Below are 14,605 nucleotides of genomic sequence, written 5' to 3' on the forward strand. Positions count from 1 at the left end.
TGATTCCGCCGGATACTCGACCGGCTTGCCGCATCTGTCGTTAGCCGCCTGTCCGCGGCTCATTCCATTTTAGAAGTCGAGCCCCGGGCAGGCGGTGAAAGCCGCTGCCCGAGGTATAGATTGGATTAGCCCTTGAGGACTTCAACCAGCGTCTTGCCGAGGCGAGCCGGGGACGGCGACACCTTGATCCCGGCCGATTCCATCGCCGCGATTTTCGATTCTGCGTCACCCTTGCCGCCGGAAACGACGGCGCCTGCGTGACCCATCGTGCGACCCTTCGGCGCCGTGCGGCCCGCGATGAAGCCGGCCATCGGCTTCTTGCGGCCCTTCTTGGCTTCGTCGATCAGGAACTGTGCCGCGTCTTCTTCAGCCGAGCCACCGATTTCGCCGATCATGATGATCGAGGTCGTGGCTTCGTCAGCGAGGAACATCTCGAGCACGTCGATGAACTCCGTGCCCTTGACCGGGTCGCCGCCGATACCGACAGCCGTCGTCTGGCCGAGGCCTTCGTTCGAGGTCTGGAACACGGCTTCGTAGGTCAGCGTGCCGGAGCGTGAAACGATACCGACCGAACCCTTGCGGAAGATCGAGCCCGGCATGATGCCGATCTTGCACTCTTCCGGCGTCAGGATACCCGGGCAGTTCGGGCCGAGCAGGCGCGACTTCGACTTGTCGAGCTTGGCCTTCACACGCACCATATCCATAACCGGGATGCCCTCGGTGATGCAGGTGATGAACGGGATCTCGGCGTCGATCGCTTCGATGATCGCGTCGGCGGCGCCTGCCGGCGGAACGTAGATGACGGTCGCATCGGCGCCGGTCTTGTCCCTGGCTTCGGCGACAGAGGCGAAGATCGGCAGCGAGGTGCCGTCGACGCCAGACGACCACGATTCACCACCCTTCTTCGGGTGAATGCCGCCGACCATCTTGGTGCCGTAATAGGCGAGCGCCTGTTCGGTGTGGAAGGTGCCGGTCTTGCCGGTCAGGCCCTGAACGAGAACCTTGGTGTCTTTGTTGACGAGAATGGACATGCGAGGCCTTTGTTTAGGAGAGGTTGGAAGACGTGGGGGACGTGCGACGGTAGATCCCGCTGACGACCTCCTGCCAAGTGTCGCTGCCTGCAGGCGAAAAGCTCACGCCCATCCGGTAGCGGTCTTCATTTTCAAATGTGAATACGGTGCGCTGTGTACCGCGCGGCGAAGTCTTCGTCAGTACGAGCTCGTTGTCGCTCCACTCGCCAGAAGCGGGCGAAGGCGGCACGAAACCTACGGTATCGAACTGGTAGAGCTTGTAGGCCTGCTCTGACCCATCGAAACCGAAGAGGTTGCGAGCTTCGAACGAAACGGCGCCATCGCGCATCTGGCGATAGCGCTGCTCCAGGAAGAACCCGCCGAAGAGCGCCTCAGCGGAGAGTTCGGCACTAGCTTGGCCCTCCGTGGTCCACGCCGACGCTGCCACATGCTCTTCCCCTTCCCAAACGCCGGCAAAGGCGTTGAGACGGCGATGAGCAGCAGAGGGCGTGGACTGGAAGGCCATGATCAGTCCTCAGCCGTTGATCGCCGCGACGATCTTCTTCGCCGCATCGTCAAGATCGTCAGCTGCGGTGATCGCCAGACCTGACTCGTTGAGGATCTTCTTGCCGAGCTCGACATTGGTGCCTTCGAGGCGAACGACGAGCGGAACCTTCAGACCGACTTCCTGCACGGCCGCGACAACGCCTTCGGCAATGACGTCACAACGCATAATGCCGCCGAAGATGTTGACGAGGATGCCCTCTACCTTCGGATCCGCAGTGATGATCTTGAAGGCCGCAGCGACTTTCTCCTTGCCAGCACCACCGCCGACGTCGCAAAAGTTCGCCGGCTCCTTGCCGTAAAGCTTGATGATGTCCATCGTCGCCATCGCGAGACCGGCGCCGTTGACCATGCAACCGATGTTGCCGTCGAGAGCTACGTAAGCGAGATCCCACTTGGAAGCTTCAATTTCCTTGGCGTCTTCCTCGGTCTCGTCGCGCAGCGCCTTGACGTCGTCATGGCGGAACAGCGCGTTGCCGTCGAAGGACATCTTGGCGTCGAGAACGCGCAGGTGACCGTCTTTCATGACGATCAGCGGGTTGACCTCGAGCAGCGCCATGTCCTTTTCGCCGAAGGCCTTGTAGAGCGCCGGGAACAGCGACTTGGCATCTTCGGCAGCAACGCCGGTCAGTTCGAGAGCCTTAGAGATCGCAGCAACGTCAGCAGCCGTCACACCGGTTTCCGGATCGATGGCGATCGTGTGGATCTTCTCAGGCGTGTCGTGAGCAACAGCTTCGATGTCCATGCCGCCTTCCGTCGATACGACGAAGGCAACGCGGCCAACCGAGCGGTCGACCAGTAGAGAGCAATACAGTTCGCGGTCGATGTCTGCGCCGTCTTCAATGTAGAGGCGGTTGACCTGCTTGCCGGCTTCGCCCGTCTGCGCCGTTACCAGCGTGTTGCCAAGCATTTCCTTGGCGTGAGCAACGACTTCGTCGATCGACTTGGCAAGGCGAACGCCGCCCTTGGCGTCGGGGCCGAGCTCCTTGAACTTGCCCTTGCCGCGGCCGCCAGCGTGGATCTGGCTCTTGACCACGTAGAGCGGACCCGGCAGCGACTTGGCGGCAGCTTCGGCTTCCTCGACCTTGAGGATCGGCACGCCCTTCGCGACCGGCGCGCCATAGCCCTTCAGCAGAGCCTTGGCCTGATATTCATGAATATTCATGGGTCTATTCCTGTTTGGATTGCGTCAGCACGCCGACTGATTACTTGAGCGCAGGCGCGATGTTGATGCAGGCTTCGCACAGGCCGGCGACAGCAGCGACGGACTTGTCGAAGGCTTCCTTTTCGGCCTTGTTGAGGTCGATCTCGATGATGCGCTCGACGCCGCCGGCACCGATGACGGTGGGAACGCCGACATACATGTCCTTGACGCCGTACTGGCCGGAGAGCTGCGCTGCGCAAGGCAGAACGCGCTTCTTGTCCTTGAGGTAGGATTCAGCCATCTCGATCGCGGAAGCAGCCGGCGCGTAGTAGGCCGAGCCGGTCTTCAGCAGGCCGACGATTTCAGCGCCGCCATCACGGGTACGCTGGATGATTTCTTCGAGGCGCTCCTTGGTGACCCAGCCCATGGTGACGAGGTCGGTGAGCGGGATGCCGGCAACGGTCGAGTAGCGAGCGAGCGGCACCATCGTGTCGCCGTGGCCGCCGAGAACGAACGCGGTGACATCCTGGACGGAAACGTTGAATTCCTTGGAGAGGAACAGACGGAAACGCGAACTATCCAGAACGCCGGCCATGCCGACCACCTTATTGGCCGGAAGGCCGGAGAACTTCTGCAGAGCCCAGACCATCGCATCGAGCGGGTTGGTGATGCAGATCACGAAAGCGTTCGGGGCATACTTCTTGATCCCGGCGCCGACCTGCTCCATGACCTTGAGGTTGATGCCGAGCAAATCGTCGCGGCTCATGCCCGGCTTGCGAGCAACGCCAGCGGTGACGATGCAGACGTCCGCGCCTTCGATCGCGGAATAGTCACTGGCGCCCGTCAGATTGGCATCGAAGCCCTCGACCGGAGAGGACTGAGCAATGTCGAGGCCCTTACCCTGAGGAATGCCGTCGGCGATATCGAAGAGAACGATGTCACCCAGCTCCTTCAGGCCGGCGAGATGCGCCAGCGTGCCACCAATCATGCCAGAACCAATGAGTGCGATCTTGTTACGCGCCATTTCGCTGTTTCCTTTGCGATCAAAATTCGTCAGGCGACGCGCGGAGGGGCCTCGCCCAATGCCGCAATCGCATAGCTCCAAAGCCAAAAAATGGCAAACGATTATTTTTGAGCAAGGAAATTCAATCGTTTAGATCATAAAATTCTTACGTAAACGTAAGATAAATTGTCACCAAAACGTTACTCCGCGGCACGGCGTCCCTGATGCAAGGCCAGATACTCAGCGCTGCGCATTTCGAAAAGCCGCGAGACAGTGCGGTCAAATTCGAAGCCCTCGGTACCACGCGCTTGTGTCAGCAAATTTTCAGGCATCGCTGCAGCGGACAGATAGAGCCGCACTGCATGATCGTAAAGCGTATCGATCAGGATAATGAAGCGCTTCGTCTGGTTGCGCTTTTCGGGACCAAGGAATGGTACGTGATCGACGAAGATGGCATCAAAGCGTTCGGCAATGGCGAGAAAATCAGCTGCGCCAAGGGGTTTCTCGCAGAGATCGACAAAGGAAAACCGCGCCAGGCGGTCGACGGCCAGCGGCACGTAGATCGACCGCCCTTTCATCGGAATTTCCAGCGGGTGCGCCCTGCGGCCATGCAGTGCCTGCATCCAGGAAGCATCCATGGCCATGTCGGTCCGGGCATCAAGCGGCGTCAGATAGACCGGCTGACTATCGAGCTTCTCCATCCTGTAGTCGGTCGGCGAGTCGAGAGTGACGATCTCCACGTACTGCTTCAGAAGATCGACGAAGGGTAGAAACAGGCTTCGATTGAGGCCGTCCCTGTAGAGATTGTCCGGCTCGACATTCGAGGTCGCGACCAACAGGCATCCACGGCGGAAAAGTTCGGAGAAAAGCCGCGAGAGGATCATCGCGTCGGCGATATCAGTCACGGTGAATTCATCGAAGCAAAGCAGTTCGGCTTCATCACAGAGCGCAGCGGCGACCACCGGAATAGGATCGGCCTGTTTGGTTTCACCCTGCTTGAGCTTCAGGCGATGCGCCGCAATGCGGTTGTGCACGTCGGTCATGAATTCGTGGAAATGCGCGCGCCGTTTCTTCGCGCAGGGCGCCATCCCGAAGAACATATCCATCAGCATCGTCTTGCCGCGACCGACGCTGCCGTGAATGTAAAGCCCTTTAACCGTCTCCGACGGCTTCTTCTTGTTGGCGAAAAGCCAGCCGAGAGCGCTCGCCTTTGCCGCCGGCCGTCGCTGCTTCAATCCCGACAGCACCCGATCCAGGCACTTCGCCACATGCATCTGGGCCGAGTCGATTTGAAGCGCGCCCGAAACCGTCAGCGACTTCAACTGTTCGCTGACGCTCAGGGAGTAGTCTGGCATGGGTTGCATAAAGGAGGTCCGCCTATGCAGGATCGGCGGCCTTCGCCGCCCAATCTTTTTTAACGGCTGAGGCTGATCGGTTGACCGGTATTGGTCTGGCCGCTGAAGGCATTGTCGGCTGTCTTATAGACGCTGCCGATCTGGTTGCCGCTGCGGTCCTTCAGGAGAACCTGCTTGCCGGAAACTTCCCAAGAGCCCATCGCCGTCAGCTCGCCAACGCAGCCGCGCGTACCGCCGCGCGAGCCGCTGCCGAGATTGGTAAGCGTCAGGAACATGTCGCAGGAGCCGTTGACGCGCCAGCTGCCGACCATCGATTCCTTGGTGACGTCCATCGCATTCGCCGCCATCGCGCCGGGCTGACCGCCAGCGACAGGTGCCGAGGCCGTCGGAGCGGCAGGAAACTGCGAAGAGCCGGAAGGCGGCGGAAGCTGCCCACCCTGAACCGAGGGAACCGGCTGGGCGGTGAGCGGCGCCGGAGCAGAATAGCTTGCATCATTATATGCGGTGCGCTGGCAGCCAGCTAACGACAGAATAACCACGAGACCTGTCGCCATATGTCTGAACTGCATCATGATACTCCTGATTTTTCCAATATTGTCCTGAAGTTGCCGCGCAATCACGGCGGAATTATCTTGAAAGGCTGTATTGAATCAAGCCAGCGCGAGGAGAAATTGTGTCTATGTGGGAGCAACGCCGTAACCGCGAGACAAATTTGGCGCAATCCCGGGCAAATCAAGGCTTCGTGATCGGATAAAGAAAAGGGCCGCATTTGCGGCCCTCTTGCTGGATCGATCAGACGCGGCGCTCGACCATCATCTTCTTGATTTCGGCGATCGCCTTGGCCGGGTTCAGACCCTTCGGGCAGGTCTGCGCGCAGTTCATGATCGTATGGCAGCGATAGAGGCGGAACGGATCCTCGAGATTGTCGAGACGCTCGCCGGTTGCTTCGTCGCGGCTGTCGATCAGCCAACGATAGGCCTGCAGGAGAACGGCCGGACCGAGATATCGGTCGCCGTTCCACCAGTAGCTCGGACAGGAGGTCGAGCAGCAGGCGCACAGGATGCACTCATAAAGGCCGTCGAGCTTTTGGCGATCCTCGTGGCTCTGCTTCCATTCCTTGGCCGGCGTCGGCGAAACCGTCTTCAGCCACGGCTCGATCGAGCGATGCTGGGCGTAGAAGTTGGTGAGGTCGGGGACCAGATCCTTGACCACGGGCATATGCGGCAGCGGGTAGATCTTCACCGAGCCCTTGATCTCGTCCATGCCCTTGGTACAGGCGAGCGTGTTCGTGCCGTCGATGTTCATCGCGCAGGAACCGCAAATGCCTTCACGACAGGAACGGCGCAGCGTCAGCGTCGGGTCGATCTTGTTCTTGATGTAGAGCAGGCCGTCGAGCACCATCGGGCCGCAATCGTCGACATCGATGTAGAAGGTGTCGATCGACGGGTTCTGGCCGTCATCCGGGCTCCAGCGGTAAACGCGGAATTCGCGGGTATTCTTGGCGCCAGCCGGCTTCGGCCACACCTTGCCTTCGCGCATCTGGGAATTCTTTGGGAGGGCGAGTTCAACCATGTCCAGTTCCTCTTAGTACACGCGAGCCTTGGGCGCGATCTTTTTGGGATCGATACCCTCTGCGATGAGCTCGGTGTGAACCGGGCGGTAGTCCAGCTTGACGTCGCCTGACTCATTGACCCAGGCGAGCGTATGCTTGCGCCAGTTGACGTCGTCGCGGCCAGCGAATGCGCCTTCCGTGTAGTCTTCGCGTGCGTGAGAACCGCGGCTCTCCTTGCGGGCTTCGGCGCCGTAGATCGTGGTGATGGCGTTGGCCATCAGGTTCTGCAGTTCCAGTGTCTCGACGAGGTCGGAATTCCAGATCATCGAGCGGTCGGTGACCTTGATGTCACGCATCTCCTGCCAGATGGCCGAAATGCGCTTGCAGCCCGATTCCAGCGATTCCTGCGTACGGAACACGGCGGCGTCTTCCTGCATGGCGCGCTGCATTTTCTCGCGCAGCACGGCCGTCGGCGTGCCGCCGCTGGCGTTACGCAGGCTGTCGAAGCGATCCATGATCTTGTCGCAGGCAGCGACGTTCAGATGCGGCACCGGTGCCGCGCGGTCGATGACCTCGCCGGCGCGGATCGCGGCCGCCCGACCGAAGACCACGAGGTCGATCAGCGAGTTGGAGCCGAGGCGGTTGGCGCCGTGCACCGAGGCGCAACCAGCTTCACCGACCGCCATCAGGCCGGGGATGATGCGTTCCGGATTGGAGCTATCGGCATTCAGCACTTCGCCCCAATAGTTCGTGGGAATGCCACCCATGTTGTAGTGAACGGTCGGCAGAACCGGGATCGGCTCGCGCGTCACGTCGACACCAGCAAAGATCTTCGCACTCTCGGAAATCCCCGGCAGGCGCTCGTGCAGAACGGCCGGATCGAGATGGTCGAGATGCAGGAAGATGTGGTCCTTGTTCTTGCCGACGCCGCGGCCTTCGCGGATCTCAAGCGTCATGCAGCGCGAAACGACGTCGCGCGAGGCAAGATCCTTGGCCGAAGGGGCGTAGCGTTCCATGAAGCGCTCGCCCTCGGAATTCACGAGGTAACCACCTTCGCCGCGCGCGCCTTCGGTGATCAGACAGCCCGAACCGTAGATGCCGGTCGGGTGGAACTGCACGAATTCCATGTCCTGCAGGGGCAAGCCGGCGCGTGCCACCATGCCGCCACCGTCGCCGGTGCAGGTATGGGCGGACGTCGCCGAGAAGTAGGCGCGGCCATAGCCACCGGTCGCCAGCACTACCATCTTGGCGGCGAAGCGATGGATCGTGCCGTCATCGAGGCACCAGGCCACGACGCCGGTGCAGCGGCTGCCGTCATCCGACATGATCAGGTCGAGCGCAAAATACTCGATGAAAAACTCGGCGTTGTTGCGCAGCGACTGGCCGTAGAGCGTGTGCAGAATGGCATGGCCGGTACGGTCGGCAACGGCGCAGGTGCGCTGGACCGGCGGGCCTTCGCCGAAGTTCTGCATGTGACCGCCGAACGGCCGCTGGTAGATCTTGCCTTCCTCGTTGCGCGAGAAGGGAACGCCGTAGTGCTCAAGCTCATAGACCGCCTTCGGCGCTTCCATGGTGAGATACTGCATGGCGTCGACGTCGCCGAGCCAGTCGGAACCCTTGACGGTGTCGTAGAGGTGCCACTGCCAGCTGTCCGGCGTCATGTTCTGCAGCGAGGCGGCAATGCCTCCCTGGGCCGCGACCGTGTGCGAGCGCGTCGGGAATACCTTGGTAATGCAGGCCGTGCGGAAACCCTGTTCGGCCATCCCAAGCGTGGCGCGAAGGCCAGCGCCGCCGGCGCCGACGACGATCACATCATATGAGTGATCGACGTACTTGTAGGCCTTCCCATTCTGAGCGGGTGAAGTCGTTGCCATGATACGGTTATCCTACGAATGCAATTTTCAGAATGGCGAAGAGACAGAGCCCTGCCATCAGGATCGAAAAGAAGGTGTTCAGCATCAACAGGCCGATCTTGGCGAATTCGCCGTGCACGTAGTCCTCGATGATGACCTGCATGCCGAGCCGCATGTGGATGACGCCGGAGACGACCATCAGGCCCATGATAACCGCTACGAGCGGGTTCGACAGGGCATGAACCACGTCGGCATATGGCTCGCCTGCGTGAACGATCATGAAGATGATGAAGAAGAGAAAAAGCGGTACATTGGCAACCGCCGTGACGCGCTGGCGCCAGAAATGATCGGTTCCTTCCTTGGCCGAGCCAAGGCCGCGAACCTTACCCAGAGGGGTGCGCATATCCATGAGAACAACCTTCAGAAACGAATAAGGAAGCCGATCACCCAGACCAGCACGGTCAGACAGAGCGATATGACGATGGAAGCCTGGGCCATCTTGGTCGAGACTTCTTTGTCGAAGCCGTAGCCGAGATCCCAGACGAAGTGACGGAAGCCACCAACCATATGGTGCAGCAATGCCCAGGTATAACCGAGCAGTACGAGCTTGCCGACGATACTGCCGAGGATCCAATTGACCCAATCATAGTAGGCCTGGCCAGTCGCAGCCGCGATCAGCCACCAGGCGACCAGCAGCGTGCCCACGTAGAGTGCGCCACCGGTGATACGGTGAACGATCGACATGATCATGGTGGGGATTGGTTTGTAAATTTGCAAATGCGGCGACAGGGGCCGATTATTTGTCACATTCGCCATCAGAACCTCGCGGCGTCTTCTCTGCGCTCCTACGTGCGGGAGCATTCAAGGCGACCACACGAATGACAAATTTGTTTGTGTGCGTCGCATCAATGGCGACGTTTAATCACGTAAGCCCCTAACGACAAGTATAATTGCACCCCCAATTTAATTTAATCGATTTGCGTCTCTGGGTGGCGCGAACTGTGCTTGACGCCCCGGCTGGCGCTCGATGCAGGCGGCACGCCGCGACGTCTTCTGGACAACGGGCGACTTTTGGCGCATTTTGCTGTTAACGCTTTGTTAACCATCCCATTTTCGGAGATCCGCGCGATGCTGAAAATCATCTCCACGCTCGTGTCCCTCGCAGCTGCCGCTTTGATCGCGCTGCCGACCTCGGCGGACGATTTCGGCAGGAATTCGTTCTTTCGCCACGGTGGCAAGGGATTCATGAGGCACCATGCGCCGACAATCGTCGGGCGTCCCTTTCGTGGATGGAACGATGGACGCATCCGTTTCTCGGATGGATACGGTCGGCCCGGCCATCGCCCCGGTTACACGCCTCTGATCAAGCGCGCTTCATTTCCGTATCGCGGCAGCAATGGCTATGGATATGGCTACGGCGGACGCAATGTCATCGTCCTCGTTCAACCACCGCAGGGCGGAGGCGTCAGCGGCACCTATGCGGGTTCGTCGTACGCCTACGATACCAATGGTGGGACGTATGTGACCGCTAGTGGCTATAGTTTCCCTGGCTCCAGACCAAGCGTAGCGCTTGCGCCAATGGCCAAGGTGATCGACGTCACGGCAAAGAGCAGCAGTTGCTCTTATGAGGCCGGCGTCTGTGTGATCAGGCCGTGAAACGCCAAACGGTCGTTTTCTTCACCTCGCTGTCTTCAAGCGCCCGGGTGACCGGAACCTGATAGACCGCGCAGAATTCCAGGTTCTCCTTGGGAAGGTAACTGCGTCCCGGGTCGCCGATCAGGACGGCGATGCCCTGGCGGCTGAGCGTCTCGAACCATGGAATGATGGCAGTGGCAAAATCGCTGTCGTAGAAGACATCGCCGGCGAGCAGAATATCGGTCTCGACCTCGCCGCCGATCAAATCAGCACCGGTGAAGTCCACCTCGACCTTGTTCAGGCCAGCATTCAGTCGCACAGCGGTCTCGGTCCACGGATCGATATCGGCGGCAACGACTTTGGCCGCTCCCGCCATCTTTGCCGCAATCGCCACGAGGCCAGAACCTGTGGCGAAATCAAGAACGCGCTTGCCGGCAACGATATCAGGATTGTCGAGTATGTACCGCGCCAACCCCTGACCGCCCGCCCAGGCGAACGCCCAGAAGGGCGGCGGCAGGCCGATTTCCGCCAGCTCCTCTTCCGTTTTCAGCCACAGGTCATGGGCTTCGTCCGCCAAGTGCAATCGAATTTCCGGCACATGCGGTGGCGTCATCACGCTGGTATTAGCGCGGATGAAGATTTCGGGATCGGTTTTCAACGACTGCTCAGCGGGGTGGATTGTCGAGGCCGCCCAGGCGGCAGATCTCCAGATACTCCTCATCCGTTACCGGCTGCACCGACAGGCGCATGGAGGTGACGAGCGACATCGTGGCGAACTTTTCGTTGGCCTTGATGTCCTTCAATGAAACCGGGTTGGGCACGTCGCAGACGGCACGTATATCGACACAGTCCCAGCGATCGTCGCCTTTGGCGGTCGAGTCCGGATGCGACAGAGCGCAGACCTCGACGATACCGACGATCTCGAGCCCCTCATTGGAGTGGTAGAAAAACCCCTTGTCGCCCAGCTGCATCGCCCGCATGTTGTTGCGGGCAAGATAGTTCCGGACACCGGTCCATTCCGTGCCCTTCTCGCCGGCCGCCTTTTGCTGCTCCCAGGACCAGGCAGCCGGTTCAGATTTGTAGAGCCAATGCGCCACGCTCATGCCTCCGGATTGTTGAAGACCCAATTGAAGGGCTTGATATCGACGCTCTCAAAAAGCCCGGCCTTGGTGTAGGGATCGCCGTCCGCCAGCGCTTTGGCTGCTTCGATCGTATCGGCATGAATGATGACGAGGCTGCCGCACGGCTTGCCCTCGCCATCGAGAAACGGTCCGGCCATCTTCAGCACACCCTCGGCATTGAGCTTGTTGAGATGTTCCACGTGGGCGGGCCGTGCCTCCATGCGGACATTGAGGTGATCGGGCTTATCCTTGCAGAGGAGAGCAAAAAGCATATCGGAACTCCTATTCAGTCGTAATCGGACGTGTCATGAGCTGATCGATGGCTTCGGCAATACCGAGCTTACCTTCGATGATAGCCGAAACTGCATCGGTGATCGGCATGCTGACGTTGAGCGACTGCGCCAGACGTGACGCCACTGCTGCCGCAAAAGCGCCCTCGACGAGTTCGCCATGGGCGGGATTGACGGTCTCGCCGCGACCGAGCGCAATGCCGAAACGCAGGTTGCGCGACTGATGGCTGGTCGCCGTCAACACCAGGTCGCCGAGGCCAGAGAGCCCTCGCACCGTATCCGCCTGCCCGCCTTTGGCGACGACAAAGCGCGACATTTCGGCAAGTCCGCGCGCAATCAGCGCCGCTCGCGCAGAGTCGCCGATACCGGCCCCCTCGACGATGCCGCAGGCAATCGCCAAAACGTTCTTCAGCGCTCCGCCGAGCTGGACGCCGATCCGGTCAGACGAGGCATAGAGCCGGAACGTCCGCCCGGAAATCGCATGGGCCAGCCTTTCGGCGACATCCATATCCGCCGCGGCGATTGCCATCGCCGTCGGCAATCCCTTCGCGATATCGGCAGCAAAGCCGGGTCCGGACAACACAGCGATCGCGTGGCCGGGTATTTCGCGCTCCAGCATGTCGGTCAGCAGGTTGCCGGTTGCCCGCTCGATGCCCTTGGCACAGGTGACAACAATGGCATTGCTTGCGAGATAAGGCCGGTACTGCCTCGCTGCGTCCGCTTGTGCCTGCGAGGGCATCGCGAAGAGCACGATGTCGGCATCACCGATCGCGTCCGGTTCGGCGGAAAAGTCCAGCGACTCCGGCAACGCAATGCCTGGCAAGGCGGCGTCATGCCGATGCTCGGCCTCCAGGTCGGCGATCAGCTCCGGGTCTCGGCCGATGAGCGTTACCGCATTGCTCTCCGTCAGGGCAATCACTGCGGCAAGCGCCGTTCCGAAAGCTCCAGCTCCGACGACGGCAATCTTTTCACTCATGCTTTCGCTCCACGCTTGCCGAAGCCCAGCAACGTCTCGGCATTGGAATCCAGTGGCCAGCGCGAGCGCGGCTGCACATCGAGGTCATCCGGCTCGACACCTGTCGCCATGCGCTCCAGACCCGCCCAAGCGATCATCACGGCGTTATCCGTGCACAGTCGGAGCGGCGGCGCTACGAAGCGAAAACCATGCTTGTCGCACAGCGACTGCAAGGTACTGCGAACCTCCAGATTGGCCGCGACCCCACCGGCAACCACCAGGGCCGGTCCGCCTTCGACATTTGGGAACTCCGCCTTGAAACGCTCCAGCCCGCGACCGATGCGATCCTTCAGCGTTCGTGAGATCGCCCTCTGGAAGGAGGCGCAGATATCCGCGACATCCTGCTCGGTCAATGGCGCGATCTCGGTTGCCGCCTGACGCACGGCTGTCTTCAGACCGGAAAACGAGAAATTGAGCTTCGCCTCCCCGACCAGAGGTCGCGGAAAATTGAAGCGGTCCGGGTTACCGCTCTTGGCCGCGCGCTCAACCGCCGGCCCGCCTGGATAAGGCAAGCTCAGCAATTTCGCCGTCTTGTCGAAGGCTTCGCCGAGCGCATCGTCGATTGTCGTACCCCAACGCTCGTATTGCCCGACGCCGCGCACGAGAATAAGCTGGGTGTGGCCGCCGGACACGAGTAGCATCAGGTAGGGAAATGCAAGCCCATCCGTCAGCCGCGCCGTCAACGCGTGCCCTTCGAGGTGGTTGACGGCATAGAGCGGTTTTCCGGACGCCTTGGCGATCGCTTTACCGGTCATAAGGCCGACGAGCAGGCCGCCGATAAGGCCGGGCCCCGAGGTTGCCGCGATGGCATCGATATCGGAGAGCGACACATTGGCGCGTTTCAAGGCTTCATCGATCAGCGTGTCGAGAGCTTCGACATGGGCGCGGGCGGCGATCTCGGGTACAACACCGCCATAGGCGCTGTGCTCCTCGAGCTGGCTCAAGACGACGTCCGAACGCACCGTCGGCTGCCCGTCGACAGCTCGCTCGACCACTGCCGCGGCGGTTTCGTCGCAGCTTGTTTCGATGCCGAGGATGCGTAGAAAGGGCGCCATGAAACCTGATCGTTGATTGCGATGGGTCTTAAACCTGTTTACGAGGAACTCCGGTAACAACGGATCAATGCGGATGCAAACAAAACCTTTCCGGATCGGCACTCGAGGCAGCCCGCTGGCGCTCGCTCAGGCTCACGAAGCACGTGACAGGCTGATGGCGGCGCATGGGCTGCCGGAAGAGATGTTCGAAGTCGTCGTGCTGAGCACCAAGGGCGATCGCATCACCGACCGCTCACTGGCCGAGATCGGCGGCAAGGGACTTTTCACGGAAGAGTTGGAGCAGCAGCTTGCGAGCGGCGACCTCGACCTTGCCGTGCATTCCGCCAAGGACATGCCGACACAGCTTCCCGAGGAGCTCTGTCTGTCCGCCTACCTGCCGCGCGAGGATGTCCGCGACGCGGTAATCGGGCGCACAGCGCCAAGGCTGATCGACCTGCCTCATGGCGCGACTGTCGGCTCCTCGTCGCTTCGCCGCCAGGCGCTGATCCGCCGGATGCGTCCTGATATCAACGTCATTACCTTCCGTGGCCTCGTCGATACGCGGCTTAGAAAGCTGCAGGAAGGCCAGGTCGATGCGACGCTGCTTGCGCTCGCCGGATTGAAACGGCTCGGCAAGGTCGAGGTGATAACCGATATCCTCGCCGCGGAAACCTTTCCGCCCGCACCCGCTCAAGGTGCGATCTGCATAGAAAGCCGTATTGGTGATGCCCGCATCGACGCGCTCCTTGCTCCCATCAATGATACGGCAACCTTCGATGCCGTTTCCTGCGAGCGGGCCTTTCTCGCCGCCTTGGACGGCTCCTGCCGCACGCCGATCGCCGGTTATGCCGTCTGCGAAGGTGACCAGGTGCGCTTCTCTGGTTTGATCATCACACCGGACGGCCGTAACCAGCATGCCGTTACCGTCGATGGCCACAGGCGCGATGCGGCGGCATTGGGGACCCGTGCCGGGCAGGAGATCCGCGCACGCGCCGGCGGCAGCTTCTTTGACGACTGGAGTTGATGTGC

Annotated in this window: 17 protein-coding genes; 2 read left to right on the plus strand and 15 right to left on the minus strand. The window is 60.7% G+C overall.

What is annotated here, in order from left to right; genetic code table 11:
- Window positions 1-125: 125 nt before the first annotated feature.
- From sucD to sdhC, 10 genes are all read right to left on the minus strand, one after another.
- Complete coding sequence (sucD, locus tag NBG89_RS15420; protein ID WP_088692944.1) at window positions 126-1,031, minus strand: succinate--CoA ligase subunit alpha; 906 nt, start codon at window positions 1,029-1,031, stop codon at window positions 126-128.
- A gap of 13 nt (window positions 1,032-1,044) precedes the next feature.
- Window positions 1,045-1,536 (minus strand): DUF1579 family protein, encoded by a 492-nt coding sequence (locus tag NBG89_RS15425; protein ID WP_431320662.1) that lies wholly within the window; start codon window positions 1,534-1,536, stop codon window positions 1,045-1,047.
- A 9-nt stretch (window positions 1,537-1,545) separates the two neighbouring features.
- Complete coding sequence (gene sucC / locus NBG89_RS15430; RefSeq protein WP_088692946.1) at window positions 1,546-2,739, minus strand: ADP-forming succinate--CoA ligase subunit beta; 1,194 nt, start codon at window positions 2,737-2,739, stop codon at window positions 1,546-1,548.
- Between the two features lie 40 nt (window positions 2,740-2,779).
- Window positions 2,780-3,742 carry a malate dehydrogenase gene (mdh, locus tag NBG89_RS15435; protein WP_088692947.1) on the minus strand — a complete coding sequence of 321 codons (963 nt, stop codon included), beginning with the start codon at window positions 3,740-3,742 and terminating at the stop codon, window positions 2,780-2,782.
- Between the two features lie 179 nt (window positions 3,743-3,921).
- Window positions 3,922-5,085 (minus strand): cell division protein ZapE, encoded by a 1,164-nt coding sequence (zapE, locus tag NBG89_RS15440; RefSeq protein ID WP_431320663.1) that lies wholly within the window; start codon window positions 5,083-5,085, stop codon window positions 3,922-3,924.
- 50 nt (window positions 5,086-5,135) lie between these two features.
- A complete protein-coding gene (locus NBG89_RS15445; protein ID WP_088693228.1) occupies window positions 5,136-5,645 on the minus strand; it encodes a protease inhibitor Inh/omp19 family protein in 510 nt (169 codons plus the stop codon).
- A gap of 223 nt (window positions 5,646-5,868) precedes the next feature.
- Complete coding sequence (locus tag NBG89_RS15450; protein ID WP_088692949.1) at window positions 5,869-6,648, minus strand: succinate dehydrogenase iron-sulfur subunit; 780 nt, start codon at window positions 6,646-6,648, stop codon at window positions 5,869-5,871.
- A gap of 12 nt (window positions 6,649-6,660) precedes the next feature.
- Window positions 6,661-8,502, minus strand: a complete 1,842-nt coding sequence (gene sdhA / locus NBG89_RS15455; protein ID WP_431320664.1) for a succinate dehydrogenase flavoprotein subunit — start codon at window positions 8,500-8,502, stop codon at window positions 6,661-6,663.
- A 7-nt stretch (window positions 8,503-8,509) separates the two neighbouring features.
- Complete coding sequence (gene sdhD / locus NBG89_RS15460) at window positions 8,510-8,890, minus strand: succinate dehydrogenase, hydrophobic membrane anchor protein (RefSeq protein ID WP_088692951.1); 381 nt, start codon at window positions 8,888-8,890, stop codon at window positions 8,510-8,512.
- An 11-nt stretch (window positions 8,891-8,901) separates the two neighbouring features.
- Window positions 8,902-9,297, minus strand: a complete 396-nt coding sequence (sdhC, locus tag NBG89_RS15465) for a succinate dehydrogenase, cytochrome b556 subunit (protein WP_088692952.1) — start codon at window positions 9,295-9,297, stop codon at window positions 8,902-8,904.
- 312 nt (window positions 9,298-9,609) lie between these two features.
- Between sdhC and NBG89_RS15470 the strand changes: the two genes are divergently transcribed.
- Window positions 9,610-10,137 carry a hypothetical protein gene (locus tag NBG89_RS15470; protein ID WP_431320665.1) on the plus strand — a complete coding sequence of 176 codons (528 nt, stop codon included), beginning with the start codon at window positions 9,610-9,612 and terminating at the stop codon, window positions 10,135-10,137.
- Here NBG89_RS15470 and NBG89_RS15475 read toward each other — a convergent pair.
- From NBG89_RS15475 to tsaD, 5 genes are read right to left on the minus strand one after another with little or no spacing between them, the layout of a single operon-like run.
- Window positions 10,127-10,774, minus strand: a complete 648-nt coding sequence (locus tag NBG89_RS15475) for a class I SAM-dependent methyltransferase (protein WP_431320666.1) — start codon at window positions 10,772-10,774, stop codon at window positions 10,127-10,129. The genes NBG89_RS15470 and NBG89_RS15475 overlap by 11 nt on opposite strands.
- Window positions 10,775-10,781: 7 nt before the next feature.
- Complete coding sequence (locus NBG89_RS15480; protein WP_431322709.1) at window positions 10,782-11,213, minus strand: EVE domain-containing protein; 432 nt, start codon at window positions 11,211-11,213, stop codon at window positions 10,782-10,784.
- 2 nt (window positions 11,214-11,215) lie between these two features.
- A complete protein-coding gene (locus NBG89_RS15485; protein ID WP_431320667.1) occupies window positions 11,216-11,509 on the minus strand; it encodes a YciI-like protein in 294 nt (97 codons plus the stop codon).
- Window positions 11,510-11,519: 10 nt separating this feature from the next.
- The gene (locus tag NBG89_RS15490; RefSeq protein ID WP_431320668.1) at window positions 11,520-12,503 is read right to left on the minus strand and encodes an NAD(P)H-dependent glycerol-3-phosphate dehydrogenase; all 984 of its coding nucleotides are present in this window, start codon (window positions 12,501-12,503) and stop codon (window positions 11,520-11,522) included.
- The gene (gene tsaD / locus NBG89_RS15495) at window positions 12,500-13,597 is read right to left on the minus strand and encodes a tRNA (adenosine(37)-N6)-threonylcarbamoyltransferase complex transferase subunit TsaD (protein ID WP_431320669.1); all 1,098 of its coding nucleotides are present in this window, start codon (window positions 13,595-13,597) and stop codon (window positions 12,500-12,502) included. The genes NBG89_RS15490 and tsaD overlap by 4 nt, the downstream gene beginning before the upstream one ends.
- Before the next feature lie 73 nt (window positions 13,598-13,670).
- Between tsaD and hemC the strand changes: the two genes are divergently transcribed.
- The gene (hemC, locus tag NBG89_RS15500) at window positions 13,671-14,600 is read left to right on the plus strand and encodes a hydroxymethylbilane synthase (RefSeq protein ID WP_431320670.1); all 930 of its coding nucleotides are present in this window, start codon (window positions 13,671-13,673) and stop codon (window positions 14,598-14,600) included.
- The last annotated feature ends 5 nt before the right edge of the window (window positions 14,601-14,605 follow it).

This window comes from Rhizobium sp. YTU87027 (assembly GCF_050644135.1).
Taxonomy (GTDB): domain Bacteria; phylum Pseudomonadota; class Alphaproteobacteria; order Rhizobiales; family Rhizobiaceae; genus Rhizobium.

What these genes read in the sequence shown, in the direction of transcription:
- hemC (WP_431320670.1), top strand. Translation starts at nt 13,671, where the DNA reads ATGCAAACAAAACCTTTCCGGATCGGCACTCGAGGCAGCCCGCTGGCG.
- NBG89_RS15490 (WP_431320668.1), bottom strand. Translation starts at nt 12,503, where the DNA reads ATGAGTGAAAAGATTGCCGTCGTCGGAGCTGGAGCTTTCGGAACGGCG.
- NBG89_RS15485 (WP_431320667.1), bottom strand. Translation starts at nt 11,509, where the DNA reads ATGCTTTTTGCTCTCCTCTGCAAGGATAAGCCCGATCACCTCAATGTC.
- sdhD (WP_088692951.1), bottom strand. Translation starts at nt 8,890, where the DNA reads ATGGATATGCGCACCCCTCTGGGTAAGGTTCGCGGCCTTGGCTCGGCC.
- sdhA (WP_431320664.1), bottom strand. Translation starts at nt 8,502, where the DNA reads ATGGCAACGACTTCACCCGCTCAGAATGGGAAGGCCTACAAGTACGTC.
- zapE (WP_431320663.1), bottom strand. Translation starts at nt 5,085, where the DNA reads ATGCAACCCATGCCAGACTACTCCCTGAGCGTCAGCGAACAGTTGAAG.
- NBG89_RS15470 (WP_431320665.1), top strand. Translation starts at nt 9,610, where the DNA reads ATGCTGAAAATCATCTCCACGCTCGTGTCCCTCGCAGCTGCCGCTTTG.
- tsaD (WP_431320669.1), bottom strand. Translation starts at nt 13,597, where the DNA reads ATGGCGCCCTTTCTACGCATCCTCGGCATCGAAACAAGCTGCGACGAA.
- NBG89_RS15425 (WP_431320662.1), bottom strand. Translation starts at nt 1,536, where the DNA reads ATGGCCTTCCAGTCCACGCCCTCTGCTGCTCATCGCCGTCTCAACGCC.
- NBG89_RS15445 (WP_088693228.1), bottom strand. Translation starts at nt 5,645, where the DNA reads ATGCAGTTCAGACATATGGCGACAGGTCTCGTGGTTATTCTGTCGTTA.
- sucD (WP_088692944.1), bottom strand. Translation starts at nt 1,031, where the DNA reads ATGTCCATTCTCGTCAACAAAGACACCAAGGTTCTCGTTCAGGGCCTG.
- sucC (WP_088692946.1), bottom strand. Translation starts at nt 2,739, where the DNA reads ATGAATATTCATGAATATCAGGCCAAGGCTCTGCTGAAGGGCTATGGC.
- sdhC (WP_088692952.1), bottom strand. Translation starts at nt 9,297, where the DNA reads ATGGCGAATGTGACAAATAATCGGCCCCTGTCGCCGCATTTGCAAATT.
- NBG89_RS15450 (WP_088692949.1), bottom strand. Translation starts at nt 6,648, where the DNA reads ATGGTTGAACTCGCCCTCCCAAAGAATTCCCAGATGCGCGAAGGCAAG.
- mdh (WP_088692947.1), bottom strand. Translation starts at nt 3,742, where the DNA reads ATGGCGCGTAACAAGATCGCACTCATTGGTTCTGGCATGATTGGTGGC.